The sequence below is a fragment of the Roseicyclus salinarum genome (assembly GCF_029624655.1).
Classification (GTDB): domain Bacteria; phylum Pseudomonadota; class Alphaproteobacteria; order Rhodobacterales; family Rhodobacteraceae; genus Roseibacterium; species Roseibacterium salinarum.
In genome coordinates, this window is sequence record NZ_JARRSA010000006.1 from 86,981 (window position 1) to 110,157 (window position 23,177).

Genomic DNA, 23,177 nt, shown 5'->3' on the forward strand with positions numbered 1-23,177 from the left:
CGGCGCCTTTGTTTCTTGGCTTCGGCCGTCCGCGTCCTGCGGTGCTCTATACGGCCAGCGTGTCCGCCGCGCTTGCTAAGTGTCGCGTCACGAAAGCTTAAATGGATGCTAAGGAAATGCTCACGTGGCCGTGCAGGGCTTCAGGCGACCTCGATGGCGTCCGACTCGCCTGCATCCTCGAGCGTGATCCGGCAGCGGCTGACGAGCCGGAATAGGCCGCGCCCGGTCTTCTCGATCTGAAGACAGGCGCCGCGCTCCTCCAGCCGGCGGCGCAGGAGGACCAGGCGCGCGTCCAGGTTCTCGGCGTGGTCGGGCATCTTCAGCGATCGGTCGAGCCGCAGCTCGCGCGTCGTGAAATCCGTGCGCCCGGTGGCGGCGTGCTCGCGAAGAAGCCGCCAAAGGATCGCGCCCGCGACTCCCTTGATGAGATAGTCATGGTCGAGGAACACGCTGTCGTCGCGCGGATAGTGGCGGACCGTGACGCCGCCGCTTCCCACAATCTCGGGCAAGGCCGCGATCGGTGTCTCTTGCGCATCGTCCTCCCTCAGGAGCGCCATCATCACGCCGAGGTGGCTCGCAACCAGCGTCAGCGCATCCTCGAATTCATGGTCGAAGCGCAGCACCTCGTCCGACTCGGCGAAGAGGACGCCCAGGGTTCGCCCCTCCGCCATCACCGGCACGGCGATCTGGCTGTGCGGCGTGCCGAGGCCGGGGAATGGAACGCCGGCCGGCGTCTCGGCGAGAAGGCCGGCCTTCTGCGCCGCAGCGCCGAGCGCAGCGCCGTAGCGATAGTCGGCGTTGAAGTGGCCGATCCGGATCGGGACGCCTTCGCGCGCCGCGACGCCGATCACGCCCTCGCCCGGCAGGATTTCGGCCCCGATACCCGAGACGGCATACCCCCGCGAGCCAAGCGCGAAGAGCCGCCCGTCGCATTCAGCAAGCAGGAGGATCGCGTTCGAGACATCGAGATGCGCGACCATGCCGTCGAGCGCGGCATCGGCGAGATCATCGAAATCCCGGCAGCGCGAAAGCTCGTCGACGCAATTCCTCACAGCGGAGAGGAGCGATACGCCCCTGCATCCCGGCCGGGCCGTCGGCGCCATCACCTGCTCCACATGGGCAACCTTGAAGATGTCGGCGCCAAGGAGTCGGAACACCTTTTCGAGGCCATGGTGCGAAGCGATGCCCGCGAGTTTCGCCTTCATCGTCTCGAAAAGCGGCCCGGCCGTCCGCGTCTCGACATAATCGAGGTCGAGCCGGTGCTGTGCGAGCGTGCGCGGATCGAAGATCAGGACGCTTGCCTTTCTCGTAGCGAGCAGGTTCGCGCGCGTCTTGTTGAAGAATTGGTAGGACAGCGCGACATGGCCCTCATCGACCCAGTGCACCTGGCTGATCATCGACGCATTGGGCATGCCGTCGGCGTCGCAGGTGCAAAGGGTGGAGGCCGCGATGCCTTCCATCGCGCCACGAAGGTCGCGAAGATCGAATGGCGTCATCGCACCAGCTCCGCACCGGCTCCCGGGCCTGGTGTCTGCGTGAAAACACGCTCGGGGATGAACTCGAGCGAAGCGAGGTCCGTCGTTCCGAAATAGGCATACACATCGGCCTGGTCCCGGGCGTAACCCAGCTCCACCAGATCGTCGGCGAGAAGTGCAGCCTGCCGTGCGGCTTCGCTCGGGTCGTCGGGGGCGATGTCCCTCACTATGGCGCGAGAAGCCTTCAGCTGTATCGATCGATGATCGCGCGCGCGGGAAAAGGTCGCCGCGATCGCGCTATCTGCCTCCACGGCATCTATGAGCCGGGCATTCATGCCGCGGGAAATCAGGACGCGGATGGTCTTTGGCGCGCGGAGGCGACAGGCGACCCCGGCGCCCACGATCGGCCGTCCGTCGGGCTGACGCGCCCCGAGGGTCACTGTGACGCCGCATTGAAGAAAGGCCACGAGATGGGCCGGCAGGCTGTCCGACCCCGGATCGGCGTCACGCCAGGCGATTTGATCGTCGGTGGGTGTGGCGTAGGCTGAGTGTGCCATCGACTTGGTCCGGAAAAGCCGGCGACATGCCGTCCCAGGTTTCACTGTACCGGGATCTACTACCACGAAAGCGCGATCGCCTCACAACTGGATTCACGTAGACCGAAGCCTCGAAGAGATTCACGCTTCTGCGTTTGTCCGGTGCTTCCCCGGAAGCTTTGGCCCGTAGATGATGAAGACGGTGGCGCCCATGCATGCTCGACGGCCCTTTAAGGCCTGGCAGGAAGGTCGAGATCGGCGAAAAGCCAACTCATCCGATCCGAGCGGGCCGCGAGCCCTAATCAAATCAAGCTCGAGCGTCAGTTTCGCCCGCTCTGCTGACCTCGGGGAGCCGCGGAGGTATGCAACTGCGGCGCGGCAGCTTCGACAAGCCGCGCCCAGCATCATGAGCCGGGGCTGAACGTCCGCAAAGGGCCGTTCATGTCGGGGCCTGCGACGGGGAGATCGGGAGGGGGCGGGCAAAAAGCTCCGCGCGCCGACCGTCGCGGACACCTTCTTGCGATACGTGCCTGTGCTGGAAGCGCGGTTCAGTTAGGCGGGATCAGCGTCCATCGCGTATGCCCTTTGTGATGCTTGCCCGAGCAAGGCATTCGCGCAGGCCATTTAGGATGGTCATGCTCAGTCTGCAGAGAGACGTAGCGTCGAGCGGTGCTCGGTTGCCTCCTCGATAATCCATTCTGTCACCCGGTCGAGACTTCTTGCGCTCGCCGATGGTCGATCAGCCCGGATCAGCCAGTAGGCAGTTCCAAGCGGGATCGACCGCGCGCCGAACGGGCGTGTGACGAGACCTGCAGCGACGTCCTCTCCCACCAGGCGGTCCCGCGCGAGCGCATAGCCGAGACCGGCAGCGGCTGCGCGGATGACAAGGTCGGAAGATGTGAACCTGGGACCCAGCGCCGGATCGACGTCCGGCGCTGGATACTGCTCGAGCCACCGCGCCCATGTCGTGTCAGGGTCACGGTCGTGGAGCAGGGCGGCCCCTTTCGGCAAGCGATCCAAACCCCGGGTGGCATCCGGGTGAGTGGCCGCGATGACGGGAAAGATCGTGTCATCCATCAACGGCTCGGCGGCCAGCGTCGTCCGCGGCTCCCGGCTCTGCCTGACAACGAGATCGACCCTCTCGCCGTCCGGGTCGACAAAGCGCTGCTCGGTCAGGATGGAAACCTCGATGCCAGGGTGCGCGTCGTGAAACAATGGAAGGCGCGGGAGAAGCCACCGCACCGCAACGGACGCGGTCGTCGCAATGGTTACCGTATTTCGACCACGCCTCTCCCGCAGCCGGAGCGCGGCCGTCTCAAGGTCACCGATGGCTCGCGAAGCCGTGTCGGCGAGCGAAGCTCCTTCGGGCGTCAGGACAAGGCCACGCCCCTCAGGCGCAACGAGCGCCACGCCGTAGATGCGTTCGAGTTCTCGGATCTGTCGGCTCACCGTCGAATGGGTGACGCCGAGACTGCGCGCCCCGGCCCGAACACCGCCTTCGCGATGCACGGCGGCGAGCGCGCGGAGAGAGGTCAGGGGCAGGTCTCGCATGGTGCCTTCAATGCACCGATACCGGCGAGGTTGGCAACGGACGGCGTGGGAAATCGTCCCTACCATCAAACCGATCAATGAAAGGGACTGATGGATGGGAATGCTGATCGGCGGTGTGTGGAGTGAAGAGGACCGGATCTGGTCGGACGGCGCCTATGTGCGATCGGAAAGTGCGTTTCGTGGCGCGATGAAAAGGGAAACGATCACGGCTTTGAGACAGGAACCTGATCGGTTTCTCCTGATCGCATCTGAAAGTTGCCCCTGGTCGCACCGGACGCGCCTCGTTCTTGCCGTGAAGGACGTCGATGCCGTTGCCGTCCATCTGGCGCATGGGCCTCGCGTGGAGGGATACAGCATCGCAGGCGGCGCGCCTTGGACGGTGCCGGGCACCGACCGCAGCATCCGGCACCTCCACCAACTCTATTCACTCGGGCATCCCGATCATACGGGCCGCGCGACCGTTCCCGTCCTCTGGGACAAGGTCGCATCCCGGATCGTGTCGAACGAGTCCTCGGATATCGTCGTTGCGTTTGACCAAGCGTTTGGGGAGACCACGCTTGCCCCTCGCGGTCTTGAGAGGGCGTCCAGGCAGACGGACGATCGCATCTACAACACGCTCAACAACGGGGTCTACAAGGCGGGATTCGCAAAGTCTCAGGAGGCTTTCGACGTAGCCGCACAGGGGGTCTTCGACACTCTTGCGTGGCTCGACCAGCGTCTGGCGACATCCCGGTTCCTGCATGGGAACGTCCTCACGCTTTCGGATCTAAGGCTTTTCCCGACCCTCGTGCGCTTCGACCTGATCTATCATTTCCTCTTTGGGTGCAGCCGGTATCGGCTGCGCGACCTGCCAAGCATCTGGGGATATGCGCGAGACCTTTTTTCGCATCCGGGGATACGGGCCACCGTCAACTTCCCACCCATGATCGAGGCCGCCTACTGCAATGACGGGCGAACGGGACACTCGTTGCGACCGTGCTTGCCCGAGATCGATTGGGATTTCCCTCATGATCGCGACGCTCTCGGAACCCCTTGGATACAGCGGCGGGACGGCGAGCTCGTGCCGTTCGGATCGAACGATCAGGCCTGAGGATCGTGAACACGCACTGTATGCAGGGGGGGCTGGGTCCTTTCGTGAACGGACCAATCGCGGCGCGGATCACGAGGCCTCATGGAACCTCGCTTCGCGATTGCAGTCACCGCGCTGTTCCAGGGAGCAAGCCGGACAATAGACGACGCGGTATCGTGCGGCATCGGGACGTTACGCCGGATCGCCCGGCGCGAGTGATGGTGCTTTCCCGCTGCAGCGCGGCTTGAGGAAAGCGTCCAACCAGCGTTCTGCGCTCCTGACAGGGATCGGCGGCGCTCATGCACTCCTGCTTGCCGCTTGAATGAAACGTGTTTGGCCCGACACATGGACGGACGATCCTGGGGTATCGGCGAGCCGGACCTCGATCAGGCAGGGCACACGCATGTCTTCGCCCTGCCGGATCGTGATGTGGCCGCCGTGGGGCCAGCCCAGATCGCGAAGATAACCGGCGAAGGCCGCCGCCGCCGCGCCGGTTGCGGGATCCTCGACGACCCCGCCCGATGCAAAGGCGTTGCGCGCGACGAACGTGCGATCATTCTCGGCATGAACAAGCATGATCGTGACAAGGCCAAGCCGGCGCATCATCTCTCGTCCCTTGCCGAGATCATATCGCATGGCCGCCAGTCGGGTCCGATCCAGCAGTGTCAGGGCAATGTGATCGGCGCCAGCATGGATCCGTGCCGGTGGCAGCCGCCCATCGAGATCTTCAAGTGAGAGCCCAAGGAGGTCCAGGGTTTGCCGTAGCTCCATTTCGTCCGTGGGTCTGCTTTTCGTGGGTGGTGAGGAAAGCGTGGCCTTCATCCGAGGGCCTGAGATCTCGGCCTCGACCTCGATTTCCGAGGCGTTGAGAACGAGCGGATAGGTGCCTGCTCCAAAATTCATTCCCAAGACCGCCCCGAGCGCGATGGTGGCATGGCCGCAGAACGGCACTTCTGCTTCGGGGGCGAAATAACGAACACGCCATGCCCCGGTCCCATCGTGCAGCGGATATGCGAACACCGTTTCCGAGTAACCGACCTGGGCGGCGACGCGCGCCATCTCGGCGACGCTTGCCGCGTGTTCGAGTAGAGCCACGCCAGCGGGATTGCCGCCGTCCTCTTCCTTGCTGAAAGCCGCGATGTGCTCGATTTCCATGGACTTGCTCCAGTTCTTCTTGAGAAGCTGCCTTCGCGGGCGCCGGGAAAAAGATCCATTTCGGGCAGCCCGCTTGTTGCGAGGCATCAATCGGGATCCCGTCGTTTCCGTGCTGCCGCGAGCGCCCACGCACCCAGTGCGCCACCCAGAATGATGCGGGCCGGGAAGTAAACGAGCGTTGGCAGCGCGAAGAGCCAGACTACGACGGACGACGGCAGAAAGCGCATCGCGAAATCCTTGATCCAGTAAAGGAACGCGAGGTGGTCCCTGAGAAATGCGTCGACCGGAAGCCCGATGTCGACGAAGCCCATGATCACGAGGCCAGCTGCGTAGACGCCGATCGCGGCATCGAGGATGCTGCCTGCAACCGACGCCCAGCCGAAGATGAGAAGAAAGGATCTCATGCCGGTCAATTATTTGCGGTCGGGATCTCCGCCACATCGAACCAGACAGGGAGACCGCGCTCCCTTGCGATGCGCACGTCATTGTCGGCGCCGCGCGAGGCGCCGGGCAGACGAAGAACACCGTCACACTTGGCGAGAAGACGATGCGCCGTGGGATACATGACCGCCTCGTAGCGCTCGCTGCCGGGGTCTCCTCCGCCGCCGCTTCGCAGGATCGGCAGAGCCGCCCATTCGCCGATCATGGGGACATGGCCCTTGTCGAAGATCGGCCAGGCAGCTGCCTCGAGCCGCTCGAGGTTTGCCCGCATCTTTTCGGGGTCGTCGTGCGTGCCGGACCGGTAGGGCCCGGCGATCAGGATCATCATCGAGGTCTTCATCTTGGGTTCCTTCTCGGCGCGGCATGGGCGCCGCTTGCGTTTCCAGGGGGGGTCGGATCGGGATCACGGCCAGTGATATTCGAGCTGCGCGGCGACGAAATCGGCGGTCCTTGGACCATAGCGCCCGGAAATCGCCTCGAGGCTGGCGTCGAGTGCGGCCAGAGGGCCGCCGGTCAAGGGGTCTATGGCCGCATCGTTTCGTGGGGAGATCTTCGTGAGGAAGGCGACGCCTTCCGCCGATGTCGCCATGCCCGCCGCGTTACCGGCCACCAGGCGCGAGCGGTATGTCCGCGACCAGGCATCGGCCTGAAGCGCGAAGGCGATGCCGTCGAAGCCGTCGACGACGGGGGCCACCAGAACTTCGTGACGCCAGAACCCCAGCAGGTTGCCGGCCGCGAGCCGCGCCGTCCCGAAGTCGAGCGAGAAACGGGAGCTGTCGTGTTGCGAACTCCACTCACCGACTCCGAGGTCGGTCGCCGTGTGGCGGGCCACCTCGTCACCGGCGAGTATTTCGAGAAACCGCAGGGTCGCCGGGACGGAGGCGGACACCCCGGATGAACTCATGACCGGGCCATCGACGATGTAGCGCCTGTTCTGGACCCAGGTGGCCCCGGGGTATCTCCGGGTCATGCGGCCTTGCGCGAACCAATGCGTCGTCGCTGCGCGACCGTCGAAGAGCCCGGCCTGCGCCACAGGCTCCGAGCCCTCGCAGATCGAGACGATCATCGCGCCTTTCCCGGCCTGATTGCGGATGAAGTCCGTCGTGGCCTCGGTTCCGCGGCTGTGGAAGGCGGGAACGATGACCGCGTCTGCGCCTTCGGGATGGATGTCGTGGAAGGCCGCGACCGTCATGTCGGGCATGATCGTGAGCGCCGGCATGAGGTCCACGGCGCCCTCCTCCGTTGACACGATGAGCACATCGACAGCGCCGCTTCGCTGAAGGATGCCATGCGGCACAAGGAGATCCGTCGTCTCGGTGCCGGCGTTGTCGGCCAGGATGACGACGAGGCGGCGATCGCCGGTCAAGGGCCGCAGCACGGCCGGGTCGGTGGCGGGGATCGGCGTCATATCGGGTGCCGCGGTCCCGCTCCTGAGAAGAGCGGTGGACGTGGCTGCGAGGATGAGGGCGGCAATGGTGATCAGTCTGCGGGCAAGTTTGCGGGTAAGTCTGCGGGTCACGACACGTCTCCTGTTTGCAGAGGAGATAGACGCGCATTATGTTGGCGTGAATGTCATTCAATACGCATATCCCGCCAAAGTGCCGCCAGATCGCGTTCTTCGCGTTTGACGGCGTGCAAAGCCTCGACGTGACCGGTCCCATGGAGGCGTTCGCCGTCGCGAACCGCTTCGGCGGCGACTACGATCTCGTACTTGCCTCGGAGGCCGGCCAGGGGATCCGGACCCATGCCGGGATCCAACTGTCGCCGACCCTTCCGATCGGAGAGATCGACGGACCTCTCGACACGCTGGTCATCTGCGGCGGCTCGGAGGAGGCCATGCTCTCGGCATGGCGGGACGGCACGACCCTCGGCGCCCTGCGTAAGGTGGCCGGTCGCGCCCGCCGCATCGTCTCGATCTGTACAGGGGCCTTTGCGCTCGCGGCCACGGGGCTTCTCGACGGACGGCGGGCGGCGACACACTGGAACAGCGCGGACCGCTTTCGTGCGCTCTTCCCGCAGGTCGATCTCGATGCCGACGCCATCTATGTCGCCGACCCGCCGTTCTTCACCTCGGCCGGGGTCACGGCCGGGATCGACCTGTCGCTGGCGCTGATCGAGGCGGATCACGGACCGGGTGTGGCGCGCGCGGTCGCGCGCGAGCTCGTCCTCTTCCTGCGGCGCCCCGGCGGCCAGGCGCAGTTCGGGGCGGGCATCGATCTGCCGTCGTCAGGTCCCGAACCCATCCTGCGGCTCGCGGCGCGGATCCTGGAGGATCCCGCCGGTGAGATCCACGCCGAAGGCCGGCAGGTTCCCGATCTTGCCGCTCTCGTCAACATGAGCGAGCGGAGCTTCCTGCGCGCCTTCGCGAAGACGGTCGGCACGACGCCGGCGAAGTTCGTCGAGGAGGCGCGTCTGACCCGCGCCAAGACGCTTCTCGAGGAGACCGGGCACTCGCTGGAGCAGGTCTCGCACGCGGCTGGGTACGGGTCGGTCGATGCGCTCCTGCGGTCGTTCCAGAAACGGGTCGGGATCACGCCCGGCGCCTATCGCGCGCGGTTTGCCAGGGCGGAGCGTTCCGGGACCGAGTTGGAGGAAGTCTCATGACGCCGGTCGATCTCGCCACGCTGATCGTCGGGCTGAGCCTCGCCGGCGCAGTCTCGGCGCAGGCTGTCCATTCCGACATCGCCTTCGGGTTTCGCTACAGCGCCTCCGTGCGCGACGAAGAGCGGAGCGATGTTCTCTCGCGACGCCTTGCGCGGGTGGTCCGGAACCAGGTCGAAGGCGTGGCGATGTTCGCGCCCATCGCAATCCTCGCCGGGTCCGGGTCGGAGAACGGCGTGCTTGGCTGGGCCTGCCTCGTCTACGCGGCCTCGCGGGCCCTGCACGGGATCCTCCAGGCCTTCGGAGCAGGCCCCATTCGGAGCATCACCTGGCTGACCGGGTTCGCTGCGCTGCTCGTCGCCTATGTCAATGCAGCGCTGACCCTCGCATGACGCCGCGGGCATCGACCATTCGAGACGAGGAGACCGCAGAAAATGCGAAGCAGCTTCACCTGCAGGGTCATCCGCGCCGTCCTTGTCATCGGTGTGCTTGTCCCCGTTCTCGCGACCGTCAGTCTCTACGCGCGCTGGGGCCCCGACCTTCAAGATGCGGAAAGCGCGTCCCCCGACTGGATCAAGGGACCGGCCGACCTCGAGATGCGAGAGGATCTCGTGGAGATCTACGCCTGCATGCGAGCGCGCGCTGAGGAGCAGATGGTCTCCCCGCTCGAGCAGGGAAGCCTGCCGGACCGGCGTCTCATCAGCGCGATCAACAAGGCAGCGGCGGACTGGGAGATAACGGGGCAGCCGGTCTACGAGGTCGAGCTTCCCTTCTTCGACACGAATGGCGTCGATCCGGTGCATTTGGAGTTCCGGCTGACAGAGGAGGAGTTCCAGAACGGTCGGTGTCTCTGACTGGTCGAGGCCTGGATACCTCGTCGGGATCGCGATGCGTCTCTCAACACATGCGAAAGATCATTGGTATAGAAATCCCAGGCCCATTTGACCCGGGGCGTCATGCGCGTGGTCTCCTGGGTCGCGAACCAGAAGACTGAAACCGGACCAATTCATTGGGGCAGGCCATTCTCGCGGATGCAGAAAGCTTCGCGAAGGGCGGAGAGCAGACCTTCGCTGCGATTGCGAACCAATCGATTGGAAGAGGTGAAGCGGACGCTCGATGCACACCGTGCAAAAGGCCGGAACGAGGCCTATCCCTCCATTGGCCAAGCAGATGTTGTTACCTAATTGTTGCGAACGGCAGACACAGCCAAGGCCGGCATTGGGACGTGGTATTGGTCATCTTCCGTCAAACTGTCTTCAAGCTGCGCCTCCCAATCGGAATAGATCTCGCGTAGGACGTGATCTGATTGCTTATCGAGGATGACGGCCGCCCGTGCCGCGAATGCCCTGAAATGCTCGGGGAATCGCCCTTTGGGCGCGTGGAAGGTGAGCGGGAGCCGAACAATCGACACGTCGCTGAAGCCTGCGGCTTCCAGCGCCCCGCGCATCGCCTCCTCCGACGAAAGCGCAAAGGGGGGCGGTGAGGGTGGCACCACAGACATGTCCGCGAGCCGTTGCATCGTGCCGAACACGATCCTGAAGAGCGCCGAGTCCGGCGGGCCGACCCAATGGCTGAGCGCGAGCCGACCGCCAGGCCTCAAAACCCGCGCGATCTCGTTCAACATCTTTGCGGGGCTGGTGACATGCATGACGCCAAAGGAGCAGATCACGCTGTCATAGGTGTCGTCGGGTTTCGGGATAGCCTCGGCATCGCCGGTCGCGAAACTTGCCAAAGGAAAAGCCAAACGTGCGTATTCGACCATCGCGGGCGAGACATCGATGCCGTCGGCCACGGCGCCTAGCGCGCTTGCTGCACCGGCCGCACGTCCGGTTCCGCAGCACAGATCGAGAAACCGCTTATCAGGGGCCGTTTCGGCCATGGCCAGAAGCGTCGGAATGGCGGCAGTCGTCACTTTGCCGGTGTAGACGTCATAGGCGGCAGCCCTTGCGTCCCACCCCTCCATTTCAGCACGTTTGAAAGCTTCATAGGTCATGATTTCCCTCGTCTTGTGTCGTGAGCAGTTTCAAAGTGCTTTGACGCGATTGGTCACGTTAGGGTCAAACTGGCCACAAGTGGGCCAATTCAGCCATCAGCGATGTGTAGGAGGTCACCCGACATGAAGATGCGGGATTTCACAGCAGATCCGCTTCGGGTCGACGTTCTGGCTGCCGAAAGTTGCCGGGGCGCCATTCTCTATGGCCTCTACGATCTGCTGACGTCTGTCGGGTCGGCCTGGTCCTATTTGACTGAGGGCACGCCTACACCGCCGATGACTCGGGTCAGGATTGTTGCGCGCACCAAGGTGCCGTTCCGGTGCATCAGTGGTGTGCCTGTGATGCCTGACGCGACCTTGGAGGAGGCTGACGACGCCGAGATCATCTGCCTGCCAAACTTCAGGATCGGCATGTGGACCCCGCCGCGGGATGTCCTTGGACCCGAGATCGATTGGGTGGTGGACCGCCACGCTGCCGGTGCACGGCTGGCGACGGCTTGTTCCGGCTCGGCCTTGCTCGCGGATGCGGGCCTCCTGGAAGGTGAGGAGGCGACGGCGCATTGGTCGATGGCTGAGGTCTTCGAAAAGCGGTACCCCAATGTGGACTTTTTCCCGTACCGCACGCTCACGTTTGCCGGAAAGGGAGACTCGATCGTCATGTCGGGTGGCATGGCGTCCTGGCAGGACCTCGCTCTTTACCTGATCGCGAGGTACATCGGGCCGGACCACGCAGCAAAATCCGCACGTTTTTACTGCGTTGACCCGAAACCGGACGGTCAACGGCACTATGCAGCCCCGATGCGGCGGCTGCAAAGCGAAGATGCAGTCATTCAGGAGTGCCAAGCTTGGCTGGCCCAAACCTACGCCGAGCGCGACGTCGTAAGCCGCGCAATTGCGCGCTCGGGCCTGCCAAGGCGCACTTTCGACAGGCGTTTTCGAGCCGCCACGGGTTACAGTCCGAACGACTATGTACAATCCCTGAGGGTCGAGGAGGCCAAGCAGTTCCTCGAAATGGACGGCCAGAGCGTGGACGCGATTTCGGAGGCCGTCGGATACACGGACCCCCGCGCCTTCCGCCGGCTATTCCGTAAGATGACTGGCCTGAGCCCGGCAGAATACCGTCGGCGCTTTTCCAGCGCGGGCTTCCTGTCAGCGCGGTGAGCCGCGCAGAAAAACTCGTCCGCTATGGGCTCGATCCAGCCGTTCGCTGCGGTTGGCATGAGTGTCTGGATTGACCCGATTTGGGGACATCTGATCGTTCTAGCCAGATGTCTCCATCGAGCCCATACCGGAAGTGATCGGGCGCGGACCCTCGCAGATGCGGCAATTCCAGTAGGCGCGCCGTCAGCTGCGCGGCAGCAAGAAAAGCGGCCGTTCAAGCAGAGTGCAGCGAGGTTTCGGGCACCGATGACCCAGTTGCGGACTTTGTAGCCTTTCGCTGCAGTTGCGCGAAGGTCGGCTTTTGGGCGGGCAGGCTAGAAACGGTCTGATCTTGCAGGGACAAAAACGGTTTAGTTGGGGCCCGTCCTGCGCTGCCGCGAAACTCCGGAGTTTGCACACCTGGACTCCATTGGGTGGTATTGAATGCCTGTTTTTCCCGACTGCGTGAACGGAAGCTCAGTTTCTGCGTTGTAGAGACGGGTAAACTCGATTGAAGCTACAACTTGACCAATCACTTTCTTGAAACATGGCATGAGTCCGCGGTCACCAGCGTCGGGCTTTTCTGGACCGCTTTTTGGGCCTTTGCGCTCGGGTATCTCATATCCTCAATGATTCAGGTGCTGGTCACGCGCGACAAGATGCAGGATGCGATGGGAAAAGACGGACCGCGCTCTGTCGCGCTTGGCACCTTCTTTGGCTTTATCAGCTCGTCCTGCAGTTTTGCCGCATTATCCGGTGCCCGCGCTCTCTTCGCCAAGGGGGCCGGCTTTGTACCGTCAATTGCCTTCCTGCTGGCGTCGACAAACCTTGTCGTTGAGCTTGGTATCATCATCGGCATCTTTCTTGGATGGCAGTTTGTGGTCGGTGAATATGTGGGCGGTATACTCTTGATCCTTCTGATGTGGCTTGTCGTCCGCCTCACCAGCCGCTTCGCTCCGATCAATGAGGCGCGGGAGAATGCTCGTGCGAGCCAAGAGTCCGGGGATGAAAACGCCGCTGCCGACGATGACTGGAAGGCTAAGCTGAAATCCCGCGACGCGTGGGCCGCGATCGCACGCCGCTATTTCATGGAATGGCAGATGGTCTGGAAAGACGTGACTATCGGCTTCACGGTCGCGGGCATCATCGCAGCCTTCGTGCCGAGAGAGTTTTTCGAGTGGCTCTTCATTGGCGGCGACGATCCGAATTTCTTCGAACTTATCGCTCAAGTGCTTGTGGGACCCGTCGCTGCATTCTTCACTTTCATCGGCTCCATGGGGAACATACCTCTGGCCGCTGTCCTCTATGGCAATGGCGTGGCCTTTGCGGGGATCATGGCCTTCATATTCTCTGATCTCGTAGTCCTTCCGGTCCTTCGAGTGAACGCGAAATACTACGGCTGGAAGATGGCGCTCTACATCCTCGCAGTGTTCCTTGTGGTGCTTGTCGCCACCGCGCTTATTCTACACTATGGCTTTGCCGCTCTCGATCTTCTGCCCTCGGCCGATCAGGTGAAGGCCGTGACGGAACGTGAATTCTTCAAGATCGACTACACCTTCTGGCTGAACACGGCTTTCGTCATTCTGTCCGCAGCGTTCGTTGGCTGGAAAATCAAAACCAGCGGTTTCAGAATGTCCATTGGCAAGGGTTTCTTGGAAAAGCTGCTCTTCTGGTTGGCGTTGGCTGCATACTTGTGGATCGGTACTGGTCTTCTTGTTGGATAACCGTCTTGCTCTCCGCATCCATGATACGGTCCAGAGCATCCTCAATCTGCTTCTCGACATCCTTGAGCTGTTTGCCCCGGCGTCGCGTTCCTGCTTGGCTGACTTCCCATTTTGGGGCCTCGACATATCGCGCCCCATGGAACCCACTCGCAGGGCTTGACCGCGAACGGCCCATTCTCCTCATGTTCGAATGGCTCCCAATGGGCGTCATCTACCATTTCGAAAGCCAAAACTTGTAACCTAGGCCCAATGCGGTCCACCCCGCGGCGACGACCCACGCTGCCAGGCTGACATGTCCGAGCGACAGCGAGAGCGCGACGCCGCTCGCGATCACGAAGCCGGTTGTCCAGGGGACCAGCGGCAAGCGGAAGGGACGGTCCCTGTCCGATCTCTTCCCGCGAAGGCGCTGTAGACTTACGGCGACCAGAGTGAACACGATGATGAACATAATGTCGGTACTGGCCGCGATGTCCTTGATTGGCAGAAGCAGCAGAAACCCAGCAACTATCCCCGCAATGAGCAAAAGCGCCGGAACAGGTGCGCCCCGTTCCGACACGGATTTGAAGAGGTCCGGCAAATCACCGGTCCGCGCCATCGCAACAGCCACTCGGCTTGCGCCGAACACCGTGGCGTTCAGAGCGCTTGCCGTGCTCGCAAGCGCCGCGACAAGGAGGATGGTCTTTCCGAACGGCATCACCGTTCGTCCGGCCTCGATCACGCCCATCTCGCCCAGGCTCGCCAGGTGCTCGTGCGTGGACGCCCCCTCCGGCGCCTCGACCGTCCCGATCAAGACGACCGCAGTGAGAACGTATACGAGAACGACGATGCAGATGCTGAGCCCGATCGCTCGCGGGATCATCCGGCTTGGCGCGCGGGCTTCTTCACTGCTCTGGACGATGATCTCGAAGCCCTCGAAGGCGATGAAGGTTAGGCCCATGGCCGCCAGGACGCCAATGGGACCCTCGGGCAGGAAAGGGACGAAGGGTTCGCTTGGCTCGGCGGAGCCAAATAATTCGGACAGACCGAAGCCTATAAACACGGCGATGACGCCCATCTGCAGCCCGGCCAGAACAACCTGTGACACGCCGGAACTGCCCGTGCCGATAAGATTGGTCCCCACCAGCAAGGCCAAAATTGTCATCGCCATGATGGTCGGGTCAAGGCCGCCGCCGCCGAATTCCGCAACGAGCTCGGCCGCAAACGTTCCGAAAGAGATCGCATAGAAGGCACAGGCGACTGTCTGGGCAAACCAGCTGCACCAGCCAGTGAAGAACCCCATTATGTCGCCTAGGGCGGGCCTCGCCCAGATATAGGCGCCGCCCGCTCGCGGCATCATGGTGGCCAGTTCCGCGTAGCAGCCACCGATGACCAGCGCGATGCAACCGTTGAGAGCGAAGACGAGTACCAGCGCCGGCCCCGCTTCGCCGGCGGCCAATCCGGTGAGAACGAAGACTCCCGCCCCCACCATGGCGCCTACGCCCAATGCGGTGATGGGGAGAAGCCCCATCGTCCGCCTGAGCCCACCATCGCGATCGGGTTCGGCGTCATCGGCGTCCCTCTTCATCAGGTCACCCACTGGACCAATTGAGCACAGGCAGCTGCCGCGCAGGTCGTTGCGCCGATCACCGGCACACCGATCCACACGTTCGGAACGTCCGATGGCTGATCGTGGCGCTTCAGGGCGAGCAGGGCAGCGTTCACGGCCACGAAAACCAGAAGAACGATCAGACTGGTGGCTTCGGCCAGCGATTTGAGCGGGACGAGCGTGGCCAGGACGATGACGATGAACGCGATCGTTCCGGTGGCCACCAGCGGCGTATCGGTCCGCGTATTGACCTTTCCCACTATTTCAGGCGCGCCCCGACCGTCGCGCCCGATATCCATCAGCAGCCGCGACGCACCGATCATCTGGGTCAAGGCGCCGTTCACGATCACGCAGAGACTCGCCAAGCCTACGGGCCAGGCTGGCCACCCTTCACGCGTCACCGCGGCGACGAGGGGGGCCTCTGCCTCGGCAATGGCTTTCGTTGGCCCCGCGCCGACGACGGCGATCGAAACCAGGAGGTAGAAGGCGAAGACGATGACGAAGGCGATGACGATCGCGCGGGGCATGGTCCTTTCGACGTCTTTCACTTCCTCGGCAGTCAGTGCCATATCTCCGAACCCGATGAAGGAGTAGAGGGCCAGAAACGCGCCTGAGAACAATCCCGCGACCGTGACCAGCGACATGCCTTCCAATTCGTTCAGTGCTTCGGTCGGCGCGGCCGTAAGGCCATCGCGCGTCGCCCAGACCACCGCGAGGAGTGTGGCGATGCCGATGGTGGTCGTCACGGCCATGAAATGCGTGCTGGTCTTCATTCCAACGGCTGCGATCGCAGTGAGCGCGCCGATCACACCCAGCGCAACCGCCCAGTCCGGCACTTCCGCAAATACGCTCAAGTATCCGATGAAACCGCTGGTTATCGTGGCCGCCGACACCGTATTGGCCGCCATCAGCAACCAACCAACCGTTGACCCGGCTGCGAAACTTCCACTCGCGGCTTCGACGTAATCGATCGGACCGCCGGCGGTCGGTATCCGCGCGGAAATTTCGGCATAGGACAATGCCGTGGCCAACGCAACACCGCCTGCAAGAGCATATGACAGAGGGGCGAGCTTCCCGGATTGACCGATCACTTCGCCGATCACGACGAATATTCCTGCGCCGAGGATGGTTCCAACGCCGTAGAAAACGAGTTCAGGCAGCGAAATGGAGCGCTCGAGTTGCCCTGTTTGCGGTCGATCTTCGTTCATCGCGCTGAAAACGCTCGTTGCGGCGAGAAGTTCCTGCGGCCGCGGCATCGACAGCTTTCGGCGTTCACGCGACGAGGCGATGCTCGGGAAATCTGAGCGCTGAAAAGCGGGTGACAAGCCCGCCTGGCCTGCACCTGATGCTGGCCCTCCCTTAATACACCTAACTTTCGGCGGAACTTTTTTCAGGCCGCCAAACTTGTTTCAAGTGACAGGAGTTCGCAAATTCAAACGCTCACTCGTATCGCATTAGCGGGATCTGCCGCAACCGCTATAGCCTTCGGCCCAGCCCGGGTCGGATTTGGCCTTTTTCTTCCGCAGTTCCGTGAAGCTTTTTCGATTTCGACGCAAACCGCAGGCGTTATCTCGAGCCTGGGCTTCGCAGCTTTCTTTGTTGGGCTGATCTGCTCATATAAACTGATCGCTCTCAGAGGGCCTCGCCGCGCGACAGTGATCGGCATGATAGCCGCAACCGCAGGCCTCACTACCGTAGCTGTGGCCCAGAGCGTCATTGTACTTGCCATCGGTATCTTTTTGGCCAGCGCCAGTGCCGGGTTTTCCTGGACGCCGTTCAACCTCGCAGTCCGACGTCTGCTCTACGAAGGTGATCGTCCTAGAGCATTGTCGGTTATCAGTTCGGGAACGGCAGTTGGGGTGATAATCGCCGGTGCTCTTGCCCTGTCGCTCGCCATTTTTGGATTCAGTTGGCGCGTCGTGTGGGCAGTCTTCGCTGCAAGTGCAGCTGTAGTAGCAATTGGCAACCTGGTCGCCTTAAAGGATACCGCCGAACCGGCGGGCGAAGCTCCGCCAAGAAGATGGTGCGCTCTCGCCACACGCTCGGCGATTCCCCTCTATCTTGTTGCGCTCCTATTTGGTGCGACAAATGGCGTATACGTCACCTTCGCCGCCGACCGTGTGGCCGATCAAGGCGGACTCACCGGTTTGCCCCTGCAGGCGAATGGCGCGGTCGTCTTCATCGCTTACGGGGCGCTTGGACTGGTTGGGCTCCTGACGGCAAGGATCAAGCGCGCAATTGGCCTGACCTGGCTTTTGCGCATCCTAGCTTACGGGGCAGCACTCTCCTTTGCACTTATCGCATGGTTTCCGTCATCGTGGGGCGCCGTCATCTTTTCGGCTGGCTCGCAAGGCGCCTTCGTGATGATGATCAGTGCGGTGTTATCCTTCTGGTCGGAAGAGCTGTTTCCTGACCTTCCCTCGCTCAGCTTCACGGCGGCGCTCTTGATCACTGGCGTAGGCAATATCGTCGGACCTGTGCTCGCAGGCGTGGCATCATCGGCCTTCGGCTCTAAACCGATGTTCGTCGGTGCGGCCGCAGTCGCGCTAGCCACTGCATTTCTGTTGAAGCCCGACAGCATCAGAGAGAAGGCGTCAACGATTGGATCGTCCTGACAACTGTGCTGAAGTTCTTCAGCACCTACAGCCGGCCGAACATGAACCCGGCACCGAGCACGCTACCAAGTCCGAGGCGGACGCAGACGAGTGAACCGGACATTCCTGCGCCGTGCAGAAGCGGTAATTTTGGGCTCGGAGCAGGCTACTGCGCCGCCGAGACGGGCGTTGGATCCTCCGGCCGCGAAGCGGTCATTCATTCAGAAGTGGTATGCTGCACACGTTGGCATAGTGCCAGTGCCTGGTGTGGGAGGGCTGGATGGAGACCTCACCATGTCCAGAATCCAGCTTCCAGCAACCAGACCGCAGCGTCCGCCGTGGAACAAGGGGCGGCTGATCGGCCAGAAACGCCCTCTCCTGCCAAGGCAGGTCTGGGCTATTCGCGCGCGGCTCGAGCTCGCGGACAACCTGCGCGACCTGGCGCTGTTCAATCTCGCGATCGACAGCAAGCTTCGCGGCTGTGACTTGGTTCGCCTCAGGGTCGTGGACCTCGTCGCCGGCGGCTCCGTCCGCAACCGCGCGTCCGTCGTCCAGAGAAAGACCGGACGGCCAGTTCAATTCGAAGTGTCCGAGAACACGCGTAGATCTGTGCTCGCGTGGGTGACATCGGCACCCATGCTTGGTCAGGTGTTCCTTTTCCCCAGCAGGTTCCACGGCTCACCACACATCTCCACGAGACAGTACGCGCGTCTCGTTCACGATTGGGTGTGTGCAATCGGGCTCGATCCAAGCGGATACGGCACGCATTCTCTCAGGCGAACCAAGGCCGCGTTAATCTACCGGAAAACCGGCAATCTGCGCGCGGTTCAACTCCTGCTTGGTCATACCAAGGTGGACAGCACGATCCGATACCTCGGCGTCGAACTCGACGATGCGCTGAGCATCGCCGAAAAGATCGACATATGAACTCTTGGCGGACGGCAGCCGTCGTCCGCCATCCCAGACCGGACGCTGCTCACATCTGACCGCAGCGGCCGTTCGGAGCCCTTTGCGGACCTTGGTGTTGGGCGCGGCAGTCGACGGGATGGGCGGGACGCCGACGTTCGCTGCCGCAAACGTGAATGGCCGGTTCAGACCGCATTGCGCGACTAGGCGATGGCGTTCTTGCGGACGTGATGGTCACTGATCCGGACCGTGTCCGACGGTCTTCAAGAGCCGTCGCTTTGTCGCATCCGGTCGATGGCAAGGGCGGCGCCACCGAACCGGTCGCGCCGCCCTTGCCAACGGATGCCGATGGAATGGAAACGCGACCATCCCCATGGCGATCAGGGGACGCGTTGCCCCGATTAGAACCAGTTGTCTGAAATATCCAGAATGGCACCGGTCACGGGGTCGAACTCGATCTCGACCTCGTTGCCGTCGGGCGCGTAAGCCTCCACCTCGTAGCGGCCCCACTCAACATCCAGGTCATGGACGTTGGTGTAGCCCATCGCCATCATGCGATCGATGGCTTCGGTGGTGGTCATGTAGGCGGGCGCGGCGTCGCCGTAGATTTCGACGAACATGACGTCAGCCGCTTCGTCAGCCGCCGTCATCTCTTCTTGCGTCACCTCGTCTTCCATCATGGTATCGTCGGTCTGCGCCACCGCTGCGGTCGCCAGAAGGAAACAGCAGGCGGTCGTGCTCAGGAATGTCTTGGTCATGGGGTGTAGTCCTTTCTTTCTTGGACTTGTCTCCCCCAAAAACCCATACATTTCCCTTTGGTTCCCCGCTCTCATCCTGTGCGGCCCCTGTTCCCAGCCCTTGATGCTGCGGTCTCCACAAAAGGCGGGTGGGCACAGGCAGTGTCCTTTGCAGCACGCGGTGCGTTTTCCGACAGAGGGCCTTCAAATCGTCTGCGGCGATTGGCGGGACTGAGCCCGGCCGCGATCCTCATCAAGGACTTCATGAAGGAACTGCGGAGGGGGCGCATGTGTTGGCGCCCTGAAACCCGGGGTTTTTCCAAACGAACGGTCGGCCTGTTTCCCCCAAGCCGAAACATCCAAAGGAGAAACAACATGACTTCCAAGGTTCTTTTGCGCCGCACCACTGTAGGTATCGCGATGATTGCTGCTCTCGCCACCACGCCGCTGACGGCTCAGGAAAGCGGGTCATCGGGGTCCGGCGAAAGCCAGACCCAATCTAGCGTTTCACAATTGATAAGCCCGGACCAGTTGGTCGCGTCGGTGGGGGAGGCTGAGATCTCCGGAGCTGACGTGACTGAGTTCATCGAAAGCCTACCCCCCGGGATGCGCCAACAGCCGCCGCAAATGTTGATTTCCATGGCGGTGCAGCAGATCGTGTTGCGAGAACTCCTGTTGCAGGAAGCCGAGGCGCAGAATCTCGGTGAGGATCCCGAGGTCGAGCTAATTGTCGAGCAGGCCGCCGACGTGGCCCGCGAAGATGCCTTGGTTCAGGTTTACCTCGTGCGCGAGATCGAGGCTCGCGTCACCGATGAAGCGGTGCAGCAAACCTATGACCAGATCGCCGAGCAGACAGAGGAGGAGTTGCCGCCGCTGGAGGACGTCCGTCTACAGATCGAGCAGCAGCTTCAGCAGCAAGCCGTTCGGGGTATCCAGCAGGATCTCGCCGCTGACGTCGAAATAGTGTTCTACGGCCCTGATGGCGAGCCAATGGAAGCCGGTACCGATTAAATGCTGTCGGAGAGGCAGTTCGATCGTGCCTCTTGCCGATTTCGCGCCGCCGCGGGCCACAACCCGCGGCGGCCTTCTTCCGCGCCACAATCAGATGAGGGCAACGCACCCGATCTATACCGCAGGAGCCGCGAACGCCGATCTGACCCTTGAAGCTTTGGTTATCTTCGATGACGAGGTGGCCTTGACTGGCAGTTTCGCAGGACGGCTTATCCTTGGCGGTGCCGACGAACTGGTTCTTGGGGATGACACAGGACGTGGCAGTCGACGGCAACTTCCAAGCTACCATCCCGCGCCCGGTCCGTCCGAAAGTTGATCGACCGCATCAGTTGCCGCCTATGCTGCGCGGATCAAGCTCTTGAACACCGGCTGGGGCGTCTCGAGTGCCAAACCTGCTCGGCCAGATCTTGGCCGTTCTGCATGTCCCTCCCGGCATCTCTGCGGTCGGAGCGGATGTGCGATATTGTATCTCTGACGTTATCCCGGCGCTCGGTGCAATGAAACCCTTCAGCAGGACGCAGGCCGTTCTTCGTCCTACCGGACGATGGCTGGACGACGTTTGGATTTCGGTTTTTTGCGAACGCACCGAACGGCAGAGAGGTCCGCATTTGAGCCATCTCAGGCCGACGCGGCGAACAGCTGGTTTGGATTCCGGCCCGATTGTCCGGGTTCAATGACTGCTTCGGGGACGGCGTGCTGCGGCGCCGCGAAGCACACCGTGAATCGGTCGTGATGCCGGAATGGATGTTGCTGCGCCAGCATCAGGCGGCTTTGTCCGCTGAGCGGACAGATCGCTCAACGATATGAATGGCGGCTTCTTTGCGAACACCGGTCGTTGCAAGTTTCTGTATTCATGAAGAAAAGAGGAAGACTGGAATGCTCCGGGCAATACTGGACCCGGTCGGTGCATCGCTGTCACGCTAGGCTTGGTGCAGCCTTTCCACGCGTCCGATTGGAGGCGTGTTAAAGAGGAGACGCCATAATGGCCACCGACAGACTTCTTCGCCGTCGTGAAGTTGAAGCCATGACGGGACTTTCCAGGTCCTCGCTCTATGCCGCGATGGCAGAAGGGAGATTTCCCCGGCCCGTTCGCATCGGCCTAAAGGCAGTCGCATGGCGGTCGCGCGAGATCGCTGAGTGGATTGAAGCGCGGCAGGAGGCAGCGTGAGCCATGCCGAAAAACAAGTTGCACCCGGCCGCGTGTTGCGACGCGGACCGGGCGCGGGATTGTCATGCTGTGCCGGCAGACACCCGCACCCTAGAGAACAATTTTGCTGCGTGCCATAGCGTCGAAGTGACCTTTCATGGAGGCGTGATCAGCAGCGTGTCGGGGCCCGCCGCAAAACTACTCTCAGGGCCTTGCGCAGCGCCGCTAGAAGGTCTGCGCCTCTCCGGCTCGGATCTCGAGCTTGCCAAGACGCTGGGCGCTGGTGGCTTGCCACTGCGCATCGGCCGAAGCGACGCGAAAGGGCGGGCATACGTCGATTTGGACACGACGATGGTCGTGGAGGTGCGCCATGGCCCCTGAGACCATTCCGGCGCCACTCAAGGCCATCATTGACGCTGAGCGGCACCTCCGGAACTGCCTAAGGAACGCAGCCCCAACGGTGACCCGGACTCAGTCGGAGCAACTCCCGAAGATGGTCGCTCACTTCGTGCGAATGCGGCTGGTGAAGCGCGATATGGAGTGCTGGCCCGGTATGAGAAAGATGGCGCATTGGGGACGATGCTCCGAGAGGCAGGCGCGCACCAACTTCAAGGCGTGGGAGAATTGCTGTGTCGTGGCACCAGTTGCGTTTCGCCACGGCGGGCGAGGCAAGGCAACCGCGTGGCGGATCGACTACCTTGGGCTAAAGCAATGGTTGGTAAACAGTGGAGCCAACCCTTCCCCGCCGCTGCTTGAGAAGCTGCGAGCCCTCTTAAACCCGGAAGTATTTCCGGAAGAAAAGCCGGAAGCCACTTCCGCCCGTAGTAAAGAATTATCCGAACGTGATTTCGGGGCGGCAAACGTTGTGTCGCTCCCGGTCGAAAGGGGGCGCGCATGAGAAGCCTCGTTTCGAGCTCACACCGGGAGACCGATGACAGCTATGACGGCGAGACACATCGCCGCTGCAGCTGGCGCATCGTGCTCAGCAAGGACGCGCTTCAATACATAATCCAACGCCGCGTGAGCGGCGCTGAAAGCGATGCTGGAGCCCGCTGGGCAAGTCGGTCGTTCTGCGTGACCAGAAAAGCCGCCAGGCGGCTCTGGCAGTCCTTCACGGGCGACCGCGGGGAAGCCCTCGCACGTCTGCCTAAGCGGGCGTCGATGCTCCACCTCGCGGCTTGGCGGGAGCGGGCGCTTCAACCTCACGAATGACGCACACGCGCCCGCGTTGGGCGAGGGGCGGGCGCGTCAATCTATGGGAGCAAACCGGACGCCGAGCCGGGTACGTCTCACATCCGCCCTAGCTTCTGACCGTTGAGCGAAATCAGCGGGGAGGGAGCCGTCCCTCTGCCAGGCCGGCCCAAGGCGACCTGGCCCGCCCCAAGGGAAATAGCGGGCAAACGCATGAACCAAATCCTGGCTCTGGTGTCCCCATTCCAACCAGGTCCGAGGCGCGGAAGCCCCGTGAGGGTCCAACGCCGTGGAACCCGAGAGCGCCGGAATAGACCCCCG

Annotated in this window: 23 protein-coding genes; 12 read left to right on the forward strand and 11 right to left on the reverse strand. The window is 62.5% G+C overall.

Annotated elements, in window-relative coordinates:
- Nucleotides 1-140: 140 nt before the first annotated feature.
- From P6F26_RS05550 to P6F26_RS05560, 3 genes are all read right to left on the reverse strand, one after another.
- Nucleotides 141-1,496 carry a GAF domain-containing protein gene (locus P6F26_RS05550; protein ID WP_278027661.1) on the reverse strand — a complete coding sequence of 452 codons (1,356 nt, stop codon included), beginning with the start codon at nt 1,494-1,496 and terminating at the stop codon, nt 141-143.
- The gene (locus P6F26_RS05555) at nt 1,493-2,032 is read right to left on the reverse strand and encodes a hypothetical protein (protein WP_278027662.1); all 540 of its coding nucleotides are present in this window, start codon (nt 2,030-2,032) and stop codon (nt 1,493-1,495) included. The genes P6F26_RS05550 and P6F26_RS05555 overlap by 4 nt, the downstream gene beginning before the upstream one ends.
- A gap of 618 nt (nt 2,033-2,650) precedes the next feature.
- Nucleotides 2,651-3,562, reverse strand: coding sequence for a LysR substrate-binding domain-containing protein (locus tag P6F26_RS05560; RefSeq protein WP_278027663.1), 912 nt, complete (start codon nt 3,560-3,562; stop codon nt 2,651-2,653).
- A 94-nt stretch (nt 3,563-3,656) separates the two neighbouring features.
- Here P6F26_RS05560 and P6F26_RS05565 point away from each other — a divergent pair, with 94 nt between their 5' ends.
- Nucleotides 3,657-4,652 carry a glutathione S-transferase C-terminal domain-containing protein gene (locus tag P6F26_RS05565; RefSeq protein ID WP_278027664.1) on the forward strand — a complete coding sequence of 332 codons (996 nt, stop codon included), beginning with the start codon at nt 3,657-3,659 and terminating at the stop codon, nt 4,650-4,652.
- A gap of 276 nt (nt 4,653-4,928) precedes the next feature.
- On the opposite strand, the gene P6F26_RS05570 is transcribed toward P6F26_RS05565, so the two are convergent.
- The 4 genes from P6F26_RS05570 to P6F26_RS05585 all read right to left on the reverse strand — a co-directional run bounded on the left by P6F26_RS05570 (nt 4,929) and on the right by P6F26_RS05585 (nt 7,746).
- Nucleotides 4,929-5,786, reverse strand: coding sequence for a PhzF family phenazine biosynthesis protein (locus tag P6F26_RS05570; RefSeq protein WP_278027665.1), 858 nt, complete (start codon nt 5,784-5,786; stop codon nt 4,929-4,931).
- Nucleotides 5,787-5,872: 86 nt separating this feature from the next.
- The gene (locus P6F26_RS05575; protein ID WP_278027666.1) at nt 5,873-6,190 is read right to left on the reverse strand and encodes a hypothetical protein; all 318 of its coding nucleotides are present in this window, start codon (nt 6,188-6,190) and stop codon (nt 5,873-5,875) included.
- Nucleotides 6,191-6,195: 5 nt separating this feature from the next.
- Nucleotides 6,196-6,555: a hypothetical protein gene (locus P6F26_RS05580; protein ID WP_278027667.1), complete on the reverse strand. Its 360-nt coding sequence runs from the start codon at nt 6,553-6,555 to the stop codon at nt 6,196-6,198.
- A gap of 75 nt (nt 6,556-6,630) precedes the next feature.
- Complete coding sequence (locus P6F26_RS05585) at nt 6,631-7,746, reverse strand: DJ-1/PfpI family protein (protein WP_278027668.1); 1,116 nt, start codon at nt 7,744-7,746, stop codon at nt 6,631-6,633.
- 50 nt (nt 7,747-7,796) lie between these two features.
- Between P6F26_RS05585 and P6F26_RS05590 the strand changes: the two genes are divergently transcribed.
- Genes P6F26_RS05590 through P6F26_RS05600 form a run of 3 tightly spaced genes read left to right on the forward strand, consistent with a single transcriptional unit; the run spans nt 7,797 to nt 9,682 of the window.
- On the forward strand, nt 7,797-8,831 hold the full coding sequence (locus P6F26_RS05590; protein ID WP_278027669.1) for a GlxA family transcriptional regulator: 1,035 nt from the start codon (nt 7,797-7,799) through the stop codon (nt 8,829-8,831).
- On the forward strand, nt 8,828-9,220 hold the full coding sequence (locus tag P6F26_RS05595; RefSeq protein WP_278027670.1) for an MAPEG family protein: 393 nt from the start codon (nt 8,828-8,830) through the stop codon (nt 9,218-9,220). Before P6F26_RS05590 ends, P6F26_RS05595 begins: the two co-directional genes overlap by 4 nt.
- Before the next feature lie 42 nt (nt 9,221-9,262).
- Nucleotides 9,263-9,682, forward strand: coding sequence for a hypothetical protein (locus P6F26_RS05600; protein ID WP_278027671.1), 420 nt, complete (start codon nt 9,263-9,265; stop codon nt 9,680-9,682).
- A 326-nt stretch (nt 9,683-10,008) separates the two neighbouring features.
- Here the strand turns inward: P6F26_RS05600 and P6F26_RS05605 are convergent, their stop codons facing one another.
- Complete coding sequence (locus tag P6F26_RS05605) at nt 10,009-10,821, reverse strand: class I SAM-dependent methyltransferase (protein WP_278027672.1); 813 nt, start codon at nt 10,819-10,821, stop codon at nt 10,009-10,011.
- Between the two features lie 123 nt (nt 10,822-10,944).
- Between P6F26_RS05605 and P6F26_RS05610 the strand changes: the two genes are divergently transcribed.
- Nucleotides 10,945-11,982 (forward strand): GlxA family transcriptional regulator, encoded by a 1,038-nt coding sequence (locus P6F26_RS05610; protein WP_278027673.1) that lies wholly within the window; start codon nt 10,945-10,947, stop codon nt 11,980-11,982.
- 503 nt (nt 11,983-12,485) lie between these two features.
- Complete coding sequence (locus P6F26_RS05615) at nt 12,486-13,685, forward strand: permease (RefSeq protein ID WP_278027674.1); 1,200 nt, start codon at nt 12,486-12,488, stop codon at nt 13,683-13,685.
- Nucleotides 13,686-13,896: 211 nt separating this feature from the next.
- On the opposite strand, the gene P6F26_RS05620 is transcribed toward P6F26_RS05615, so the two are convergent.
- Nucleotides 13,897-15,249 (reverse strand): APC family permease, encoded by a 1,353-nt coding sequence (locus tag P6F26_RS05620; RefSeq protein ID WP_278027675.1) that lies wholly within the window; start codon nt 15,247-15,249, stop codon nt 13,897-13,899.
- A complete protein-coding gene (locus tag P6F26_RS05625) occupies nt 15,249-16,526 on the reverse strand; it encodes an APC family permease (protein WP_278027676.1) in 1,278 nt (425 codons plus the stop codon). Before P6F26_RS05625 ends, P6F26_RS05620 begins: the two co-directional genes overlap by 1 nt.
- Before the next feature lie 222 nt (nt 16,527-16,748).
- Here P6F26_RS05625 and P6F26_RS05630 point away from each other — a divergent pair, with 222 nt between their 5' ends.
- Together P6F26_RS05630 and P6F26_RS05635 are read left to right on the forward strand one after the other, a co-directional pair.
- Nucleotides 16,749-17,885 (forward strand): MFS transporter, encoded by a 1,137-nt coding sequence (locus P6F26_RS05630; protein WP_278027754.1) that lies wholly within the window; start codon nt 16,749-16,751, stop codon nt 17,883-17,885.
- 273 nt (nt 17,886-18,158) lie between these two features.
- Entirely contained in the window at nt 18,159-18,791 is a 633-nt protein-coding gene (locus P6F26_RS05635; RefSeq protein WP_278027677.1) for a tyrosine-type recombinase/integrase, read from the forward strand.
- A 380-nt stretch (nt 18,792-19,171) separates the two neighbouring features.
- On the opposite strand, the gene P6F26_RS05640 is transcribed toward P6F26_RS05635, so the two are convergent.
- On the reverse strand, nt 19,172-19,528 hold the full coding sequence (locus P6F26_RS05640) for a PepSY domain-containing protein (protein WP_278027678.1): 357 nt from the start codon (nt 19,526-19,528) through the stop codon (nt 19,172-19,174).
- 354 nt (nt 19,529-19,882) lie between these two features.
- On the opposite strand from P6F26_RS05640, the gene P6F26_RS05645 reads away from it, so the two are divergent.
- The 4 genes from P6F26_RS05645 to P6F26_RS05660 all read left to right on the forward strand — a co-directional run bounded on the left by P6F26_RS05645 (nt 19,883) and on the right by P6F26_RS05660 (nt 22,563).
- Complete coding sequence (locus P6F26_RS05645; RefSeq protein ID WP_278027679.1) at nt 19,883-20,518, forward strand: hypothetical protein; 636 nt, start codon at nt 19,883-19,885, stop codon at nt 20,516-20,518.
- Between the two features lie 982 nt (nt 20,519-21,500).
- Nucleotides 21,501-21,686, forward strand: a complete 186-nt coding sequence (locus tag P6F26_RS05650; RefSeq protein WP_278027680.1) for a helix-turn-helix transcriptional regulator — start codon at nt 21,501-21,503, stop codon at nt 21,684-21,686.
- A 3-nt stretch (nt 21,687-21,689) separates the two neighbouring features.
- Entirely contained in the window at nt 21,690-22,046 is a 357-nt protein-coding gene (locus P6F26_RS05655) for a hypothetical protein (RefSeq protein WP_278027681.1), read from the forward strand.
- Between the two features lie 112 nt (nt 22,047-22,158).
- Nucleotides 22,159-22,563 (forward strand): hypothetical protein, encoded by a 405-nt coding sequence (locus P6F26_RS05660; protein WP_278027682.1) that lies wholly within the window; start codon nt 22,159-22,161, stop codon nt 22,561-22,563.
- The last annotated feature ends 614 nt before the right edge of the window (nt 22,564-23,177 follow it).

Bases quoted from the DNA above. Each gene is read 5' to 3' on its own strand.
- P6F26_RS05550 (WP_278027661.1), bottom strand. From the start codon at position 1,496: ATGACGCCATTCGATCTTCGCGACCTTCGTGGCGCGATGGAAGGCATC.
- P6F26_RS05555 (WP_278027662.1), bottom strand. From the start codon at position 2,032: ATGGCACACTCAGCCTACGCCACACCCACCGACGATCAAATCGCCTGG.
- P6F26_RS05560 (WP_278027663.1), bottom strand. From the start codon at position 3,562: ATGCGAGACCTGCCCCTGACCTCTCTCCGCGCGCTCGCCGCCGTGCAT.
- P6F26_RS05565 (WP_278027664.1), top strand. From the start codon at position 3,657: ATGGGAATGCTGATCGGCGGTGTGTGGAGTGAAGAGGACCGGATCTGG.
- P6F26_RS05570 (WP_278027665.1), bottom strand. From the start codon at position 5,786: ATGGAAATCGAGCACATCGCGGCTTTCAGCAAGGAAGAGGACGGCGGC.
- P6F26_RS05575 (WP_278027666.1), bottom strand. From the start codon at position 6,190: ATGAGATCCTTTCTTCTCATCTTCGGCTGGGCGTCGGTTGCAGGCAGC.
- P6F26_RS05580 (WP_278027667.1), bottom strand. From the start codon at position 6,555: ATGATGATCCTGATCGCCGGGCCCTACCGGTCCGGCACGCACGACGAC.
- P6F26_RS05590 (WP_278027669.1), top strand. From the start codon at position 7,797: ATGTCATTCAATACGCATATCCCGCCAAAGTGCCGCCAGATCGCGTTC.
- P6F26_RS05595 (WP_278027670.1), top strand. From the start codon at position 8,828: ATGACGCCGGTCGATCTCGCCACGCTGATCGTCGGGCTGAGCCTCGCC.
- P6F26_RS05600 (WP_278027671.1), top strand. From the start codon at position 9,263: ATGCGAAGCAGCTTCACCTGCAGGGTCATCCGCGCCGTCCTTGTCATC.
- P6F26_RS05605 (WP_278027672.1), bottom strand. From the start codon at position 10,821: ATGACCTATGAAGCTTTCAAACGTGCTGAAATGGAGGGGTGGGACGCA.
- P6F26_RS05610 (WP_278027673.1), top strand. From the start codon at position 10,945: ATGAAGATGCGGGATTTCACAGCAGATCCGCTTCGGGTCGACGTTCTG.
- P6F26_RS05620 (WP_278027675.1), bottom strand. From the start codon at position 15,249: ATGAAGAGGGACGCCGATGACGCCGAACCCGATCGCGATGGTGGGCTC.
- P6F26_RS05625 (WP_278027676.1), bottom strand. From the start codon at position 16,526: ATGCCGCGGCCGCAGGAACTTCTCGCCGCAACGAGCGTTTTCAGCGCG.
- P6F26_RS05635 (WP_278027677.1), top strand. From the start codon at position 18,159: ATGTCCAGAATCCAGCTTCCAGCAACCAGACCGCAGCGTCCGCCGTGG.
- P6F26_RS05640 (WP_278027678.1), bottom strand. From the start codon at position 19,528: ATGACCAAGACATTCCTGAGCACGACCGCCTGCTGTTTCCTTCTGGCG.
- P6F26_RS05645 (WP_278027679.1), top strand. From the start codon at position 19,883: ATGACTTCCAAGGTTCTTTTGCGCCGCACCACTGTAGGTATCGCGATG.
- P6F26_RS05650 (WP_278027680.1), top strand. From the start codon at position 21,501: ATGGCCACCGACAGACTTCTTCGCCGTCGTGAAGTTGAAGCCATGACG.
- P6F26_RS05655 (WP_278027681.1), top strand. From the start codon at position 21,690: ATGCCGAAAAACAAGTTGCACCCGGCCGCGTGTTGCGACGCGGACCGG.
- P6F26_RS05660 (WP_278027682.1), top strand. From the start codon at position 22,159: ATGGTCGCTCACTTCGTGCGAATGCGGCTGGTGAAGCGCGATATGGAG.